This is a genomic window from Oleiphilus sp. HI0067 (assembly GCF_001635735.1).
This window is the reverse complement of the sequence record NZ_LWFI01000573.1, coordinates 1-893: the sequence shown is the minus strand read 5'-3', so window position 1 is coordinate 893 and position 893 is coordinate 1. Positions and strand designations below refer to the sequence as shown.

1 protein-coding gene and 1 pseudogene are annotated in these 893 nt (G+C 44.9%); both read left to right on the top strand.

Going from position 1 to position 893, the window contains the following annotated elements:
• Positions 1–437 (top strand): annotated as a pseudogene (locus A3739_RS06655) (amidophosphoribosyltransferase); the annotation flags it as partial.
• A gap of 22 nt (positions 438–459) precedes the next feature.
• Positions 460–893 (top strand): PLP-dependent transferase (locus A3739_RS06650; RefSeq protein WP_197472131.1); only part of this gene is annotated, 434 nt, incomplete at its 3' end.

Here is an 893-nt window from a genome sequence, read left to right as displayed (position 1 = left end):
TATTGCTTGTGGATGATTCTATTGTTCGTGGTACGACGTGTAATGAAATTATCCAGATGGCACGTGATGCCGGTGCGCGCAATGTGTATTTTGCGTCAGCAGCGCCACCTGTGCGTTATCCAAATGTATATGGTATTGATATGCCTGCGGCGAACGAATTGATTGCACATGATCGTTCGGTAGACGAGATAGCTGAGATAATCGGTGCAGATTGGTTGTTGTATCAGGATCTAGATGATTTGGTCGATGCGGTGAGTGCTGGTAATCCTGAGATCACTAAATTTGATTGCTCGGTGTTCGATGGTAACTATGTGACTGGTGATATTGATGACGCTTATCTAGAGCGTTTGGAAAGAAGTAGAAATGATGCCAGTAAATCTCAAGAAGCAAGTATACTAGAGGGTGAAGAGCAATTAAGCCTGCATAACGCAGGTTAGCCCAGTAATCTAGAGATACATAATGCCTAAAAGCAAGAATTTGAAGGCCACCATCCCTGAACCGAATCTTGAAGGTTTATCGGTGGAGACCTTAGCGATTCGCTCTGGCCAGATTCGCAGTCCTGAGCTTGAGCATAGCGAAGCTATTTTTCCAACATCCAGTTTTGTTTTCAATTCCGCGGAAGAAGCCGCGCAGCGATTCTCAGGTGATATTCCTGGAAATGTTTATGCCCGCTTTACAAATCCAACCGTTACTATGCTAGAAACGCGCATTGCTGCCTTAGAGGGTGGTGAGCGTGCAGTGGCAACAGCCTCAGGTATGTCTGCAATTATGGCGACCTTTATGGCTGTTCTTAAGCAGGGCGATCATGTTTTATGTTCGCGTAGCGTTTTTGGAACCACAACGGTTTTCTTAGAAAAATTTATGTCGAAATTCGGCGTTGATGTCGAGTTTGT